The 5,097-nt window shown below is 46.9% G+C and carries 5 protein-coding genes and 2 pseudogenes; 4 read left to right on the top strand and 3 right to left on the bottom strand.

What is annotated here, in order from left to right:
* The 4 genes and pseudogenes from IEW48_RS16015 to IEW48_RS17485 all read left to right on the top strand — a co-directional run.
* Nucleotides 1-384, top strand: a pseudogene (locus IEW48_RS16015) (group II intron reverse transcriptase/maturase); the annotation flags it as partial.
* Nucleotides 385-613: 229 nt separating this feature from the next.
* Nucleotides 614-937, top strand: coding sequence for a GDSL-type esterase/lipase family protein (locus IEW48_RS16020; RefSeq protein WP_188624633.1), 324 nt, complete (start codon nucleotides 614-616; stop codon nucleotides 935-937).
* 135 nt (nucleotides 938-1,072) lie between these two features.
* Nucleotides 1,073-1,897: pseudogene (locus tag IEW48_RS16025) on the top strand (RNA-guided endonuclease InsQ/TnpB family protein); the annotation flags it as partial.
* 124 nt (nucleotides 1,898-2,021) lie between these two features.
* Nucleotides 2,022-2,156, top strand: coding sequence for a hypothetical protein (locus tag IEW48_RS17485; protein ID WP_268236585.1), 135 nt, complete (start codon nucleotides 2,022-2,024; stop codon nucleotides 2,154-2,156).
* A gap of 207 nt (nucleotides 2,157-2,363) precedes the next feature.
* On the opposite strand, the gene IEW48_RS16030 is transcribed toward IEW48_RS17485, so the two are convergent.
* From IEW48_RS16030 to metA, 3 genes are all read right to left on the bottom strand, one after another.
* Nucleotides 2,364-3,188, bottom strand: a complete 825-nt coding sequence (locus IEW48_RS16030; RefSeq protein WP_188624634.1) for an ABC transporter permease — start codon at nucleotides 3,186-3,188, stop codon at nucleotides 2,364-2,366.
* A gap of 7 nt (nucleotides 3,189-3,195) precedes the next feature.
* The gene (locus IEW48_RS16035) at nucleotides 3,196-3,831 is read right to left on the bottom strand and encodes an ABC transporter ATP-binding protein (protein WP_188624635.1); all 636 of its coding nucleotides are present in this window, start codon (nucleotides 3,829-3,831) and stop codon (nucleotides 3,196-3,198) included.
* Nucleotides 3,832-3,950: 119 nt separating this feature from the next.
* Entirely contained in the window at nucleotides 3,951-4,859 is a 909-nt protein-coding gene (gene metA, locus IEW48_RS16040) for a homoserine O-acetyltransferase MetA (RefSeq protein ID WP_188624636.1), read from the bottom strand.
* Nucleotides 4,860-5,097 lie beyond the last annotated feature (238 nt).

The following is a 5,097-nucleotide window of genomic DNA, read 5'->3' on the forward strand; positions in this document are numbered from 1 at the left end:
GGTTTTACACACTTTTGTACGCGAAACAGGAAAGGAAACTTCATGGTGGGACGAAAGACGGAAAAGAAACGTCTCAGGCGGAGCATTGGTAAAATACAGACAACATTGCGTTTGATTCGCCATTGGCCTATTCCTGAGCAGGTTGAGAAGATTAATCAGATGTTGCGAGGGCACTACAATTATTATGGAATGGCAGGAAATTTAAAGTCACTCTACAAGGTGTACCAAGCAACAGATAAATATTGGCACAAGATGTTATGCAGCCGTAGCAGGAAAGGTTATGTGACATGGGAGAGATATGCCCAAATCAAATCCTGGTTTCCTATTGTGCGTCCGAGAATTTCAATCCCTTATAAGGAATTGAAATTGTACGTCATACTGTGAATCCATTTCTGAAGAGCCCGGTGCGGGAAATCTGCACGCCGGGTTCTGTGGGGGTTCGGGCCACCAATTGGGTGGCCTCTCTACCCGGAGACGGGGGTTAATCACCCCCTCCTACTCGATTCCCTGCTCCCATTTTCTCCATTTTATGAGTCAATCTGTCCGTCTATTGAATATAACAATCATACATAGCCCTTCCTGATACAGCAGAAAGGAGACAGGGACATCCCAAGTGAGTACAGACCATCGTCATTCGCTCTTATATGTCGCTGTGGGAGATTCATTAACGGCAGGCATCGGCACGTTGCTTAAACCCGGTTTTGTCCAGCTGTACAAGCAAAAGGCTGAGCGTGCTTTGAAAAGGAAGATACAGGTTCAAGTGTTTGCGAAAAACGGAGCTTCTTCTGAAGATATTCTTCATATGCTGTCACGTCCCCACCTGCAGCAAGCCGTCAGAAAAGCACACTTGATCACCCTCAGTGCTGGGGGTAACGATCTGCGCCAGGCAGCCAAACCGTTTTTTAACTTACCTCCGACAGAAGTCTCCCACTTCTAAGCGAAGCGAAAGTGGGAGATGAATGTCGGTTTGATGTAGCCTCAATATGATGAGTGTGGTAAAATAAAATCAAACAAACGTTCGTATTGTGGGCAGGTGATGCGGATATGGCCAACAAAGCCTACAAATTCCGTNAAAATGCTTGAGGAACGTCAACACATCTATGACACGTTCAAAGACGACAAAGAAGCTTTGAAACAGCACACATTTCCCACTCCGGCCAAGTACAAAAAAGATTTTCCGTGGCTTAAAGAAGTCGATAGCCTTGCCCTGGCAAACGCTCAATTAAACTTGCAAAAAGCATTCACCAACTTCTTCTCTGGCCGGGCGGGATTTCCCAAGTTCAAAAGCCGCAAGGCCAAACAGTCGTATACCACAAACATAGTCAATGGCAACATGAAGCTTGCCGATGGCTATATCAAGCTACCCAAACTGAAATGGATCAAGATCAAACAACACCGTGACATACCGCCACACCACATGATCAAGTCCTGTACGATCACGAAAACGAAAACAGGAAAATACTTCATCTCCATTCTGACTGAGTATGAACACCAACCGGTGCCAAAAGAAATAGAAAACGTTGTTGGGCTCGATTTTTCCATGAATACGCTGTATGTCGATAGCGAGGGTAAGAGCGCCAATTATCCTCAATTTTATCGGCAAGCTTTGGAAAAACTGGCCCGAGCCCTCCATTTCGGTCAAAGCGTTCATGACAACGGCTGGGGCCTGTTCACTACTTTCCTTCAATACAAGTTAGCAGAACAGGGAAAGAAGCTGATCAAAATCGACAAATGGTTCCCCTCATCCAAAACGTGTTCACATTGTGGACGGGTGAAGGCATCTCTGTCTCTCACAGAACGCCAGTTCCGTTGTGCATGCGGTTTTGTGGCAGACCGAGACACCAACGCCGCCATCAATATCAAAAAGGAAGGTCTGAAACAGTTAGGGACTGCCTGACTGGACCTCGAACCGTGGGGCACACGGGGATCGCTCGGTCAACTTCCCATCATGAGATGGGATTACCCGAGAAGCCCCCACCTCTAAGCGTTAGCGTAGGTGGTGGGAGTATGTCACGCAGTCTGTGAACGCCATTGGACGATTGGCTCAGAGGGGAGTTATCTTATTTGTCACGGTGTTGCCCTACTTGTTTGCTGTGGCCCTGGTGGGGATTCCGGTTTATGCGATTCTTTACCGTTGGCGTCGTCGCAAAGCATAGCATGCAGCAGAAAGGATTGCAGCGATGGTGAAAGAAATACTAATGCTTCTCGGGGAAGATGTGGAAACGCTGGCTAAAGACCTGTTGGGTATCCAGCGTTTGACAGAACGGTGTCAAGCTTATGCGGCTCCACAGCGAACTGAACATGATCACCTATTTGGGAACGCTATTAGGCGGCATTATCGGACTGGTTCAGGGGCTGGCCAATCATGCTGTTTTATTCGCTTTGACTTGGCTTTCATTCTTTGGTTCGTCCTGGCGCAAGAGTTGGTGACGCTGGTTAAAAAACGTTTTGTAGCCCAGTTGAACAAAGAGGATCACGGTTAAAGCCACGCAGCCGGAGATCCCAAGCATAATGGCAATTTGGTACTGCACAGCCGTTAACGGGGAAGCTCCGGCCAATATTTGTCCCGTCATCATGCCTGGCAAAAAGACAATGCCCATCCCCACCATAGAGTTGATCGTAGGTAAAATGGCAGAGTTAAACGCATGTTTAATAACCGGATTGCTGGCCATCTGGGGAGTGGCGCCCAGCATCAGGGCCGCTTCAATCTGCTGCCGTTGTGTTTTCATTCCTTCAACTAACCGCTCCACACCAAGGGTGATACCTGTCATGGAGTTGCCGATCATCATTCCGGCCAAGGGAATGAAGTAACGGGGTTCATACCAGGGGGCAACCTGCACCACAACAAGAATGAAGTAGAAGATGCTGAGCAATGTGCCAGTCATCATGGACAGGGCAATGATTTGTTTTAATCGCAGGCTGAGGGGCTTCTGTACCCGTTGGAAAATGTTGAAAATCGCAAAGGTCAGCATGATGAACAGGGCCAAAATGGCGTAGACCATCCGTTGTGCTTCAAAGATAAAGGTCAAGATGTAGCCTACCAAAATCAGCTGCAACGTCATCCTTATCACAGAGATGAGCAGCTCTTTTTCCCGTTCAATTTTTTTAAATCTGAATATGATTAAAAGGATCAACACAAAAACATAGGCGCAAGCTAGCTGCCAAAAACCGAGTTCAATCGTGTCCATCCGAGCTTCACTCCTTTATAATCGTCACATCCCCGTTTTTAAGTTCCAGCAGGCGGTCAGCATATTGTTCTGCTACCCGTTTGGAGTGGGTAATCATTGCCAGGGTTTTGCCCTGTGACTTCACATAATCCACGATATGGCTCATCACCATGTCCTCCGTCTTTTCATCCAACGCTGAGGTGGGCTCATCCAGCAAAAACACTTCTGGATTGATTAACAGGACCCGGGCCAGGGAGAGGCGCTGCTTTTCTCCACCGGACAGGTTAAACACCTCATCATCAAGTTGTTTGGGCAAGTGAACAAGTTCCAGCATGTGTTGGAGTGTGTCGTCAGTGGCTGGCGGTTGCTCTGTAAATTCTAAGCCGGCCAGTAAATCTTCTCTGACTGTATCCCTGAACACAACGGGATCTTGCGGCACCATGATCACTTCCCGCCTTAAGCGGACAGGGTCCCAGAGTTCGACCGGCTTGCCTTTGTATATAATTTGCCCAGCATCAGCACTGAGCAGGTGATTTAACAGTTTAAACAGGGTGGACTTGCCACTGCCGCTCTCCCCTATAATGCACGTCACCTGCTGAGCCGGGATCGTAAGCTCGTGAATATGTAAAATGTCCTTGTAACGAACATTTTTTAAGGCAAACATTCCCTCGTCCTCCTTAATACTGGAAGGGTTCCCGGATAGCGTACACCTTGGCGGTCAGATTGTCAACATATGGTATAAAGTAAGACCTGCCGCTGATTGCTGGCAGGTCTTTTTTAGGATTAGAACCAATCATAGGGTGTTTCTTGATAAACATAATAATTGAGCCAATTGGCAAACAATAAATGGGCATGTGAGCGCCACTTGTTGGGCGGAGCAAGGTGAGGATCATCATTGGGATAATAATGTTGAGGAGGATGAATATCAAGTCCCTTGGCCAAGTCCCGCCGGTATTCATCATCCAAGGTGCGGGCGTCATATTCAGGATGGCCAGTAATGAAAATTTGTCTGCCATCCTTGGAGGCGACCAGATAAACACCGGCCTCTTCTGAAAGGGCTAATACATCCAGCTCGGGTACTTTTTCCACATCTTCCAGACGTGTTTCGGTATAGCGGGAATGGGGGACCAAGAACTCCTCATCAAATCCGCGCAGCAACTTAATGCCTTCCTTTAAGGTTTTATGGGTGAAAACACCGAACAGCTTCCGCGGCAGCGGATGTTTAAGAATACCATAGTGATGGTATAAGCCGGCCTGTGCCCCCCAGCAAATGTGGAGGGTGGAGGTGACGTTCACCGTAGACCAGTCCATAATGGTTTGCAGTTCTTTCCAGTAATTCACATCCGCAAAGGGCAGGTGTTCCACAGGTGCACCGGTAATAATAAATCCATCAAATTTGCGTGCTTTTACCTCATCAAATGTTTTATAGAACTGTTCCAGGTGGGATTTCGGTGTGGTTTTGGACGTATGGGTGATGGGACGCAACAGCGTGATATTCACCTGCAAGGGCGTGTTGCCTAACAGGCGCAACAACTGTGTTTCTGTTTTTTCTTTTTCAGGCATCAGATTGAGGATTAATATGTTTAACGGGCGGATATCTTGATGATAGGCCCGTTTTTCGCCCATAACAAATATATTTTCTTTTTGCAGAATCTCTTTGGCTGGCAGGTTATCAGGGATATTAATGGGCATGGTGCAACCCCCTCCTTGTTCAACAATGATTTTAAAGCTTATTTTAACATGAAATGATCAGGAGAAAAGAGCAAATTTTATGTTTTGTATATCTTATGTGAAAAGAATTGATGGTACCGTCAAGAATTTTGTGTAATGTAAATGGGGTAGGGTTTCTCTGAAATGGATTTGAATTGATAGGGGACTGATTTTCTCCACACAGGAGACTGAATATTCAGTCTCCTGTGTGGAAAGGGAG

Origin of the sequence: Caldalkalibacillus thermarum (assembly GCF_014644735.1) — a bacterium.
GTDB classification, from domain to species: domain Bacteria; phylum Bacillota; class Bacilli; order Caldalkalibacillales; family Caldalkalibacillaceae; genus Caldalkalibacillus; species Caldalkalibacillus thermarum.

What these genes read in the sequence shown, in the direction of transcription:
- IEW48_RS16030 (WP_188624634.1), bottom strand. Translation starts at nt 3,188, where the DNA reads ATGGACACGATTGAACTCGGTTTTTGGCAGCTAGCTTGCGCCTATGTT.
- IEW48_RS16035 (WP_188624635.1), bottom strand. Translation starts at nt 3,831, where the DNA reads ATGTTTGCCTTAAAAAATGTTCGTTACAAGGACATTTTACATATTCAC.
- metA (WP_188624636.1), bottom strand. Translation starts at nt 4,859, where the DNA reads ATGCCCATTAATATCCCTGATAACCTGCCAGCCAAAGAGATTCTGCAA.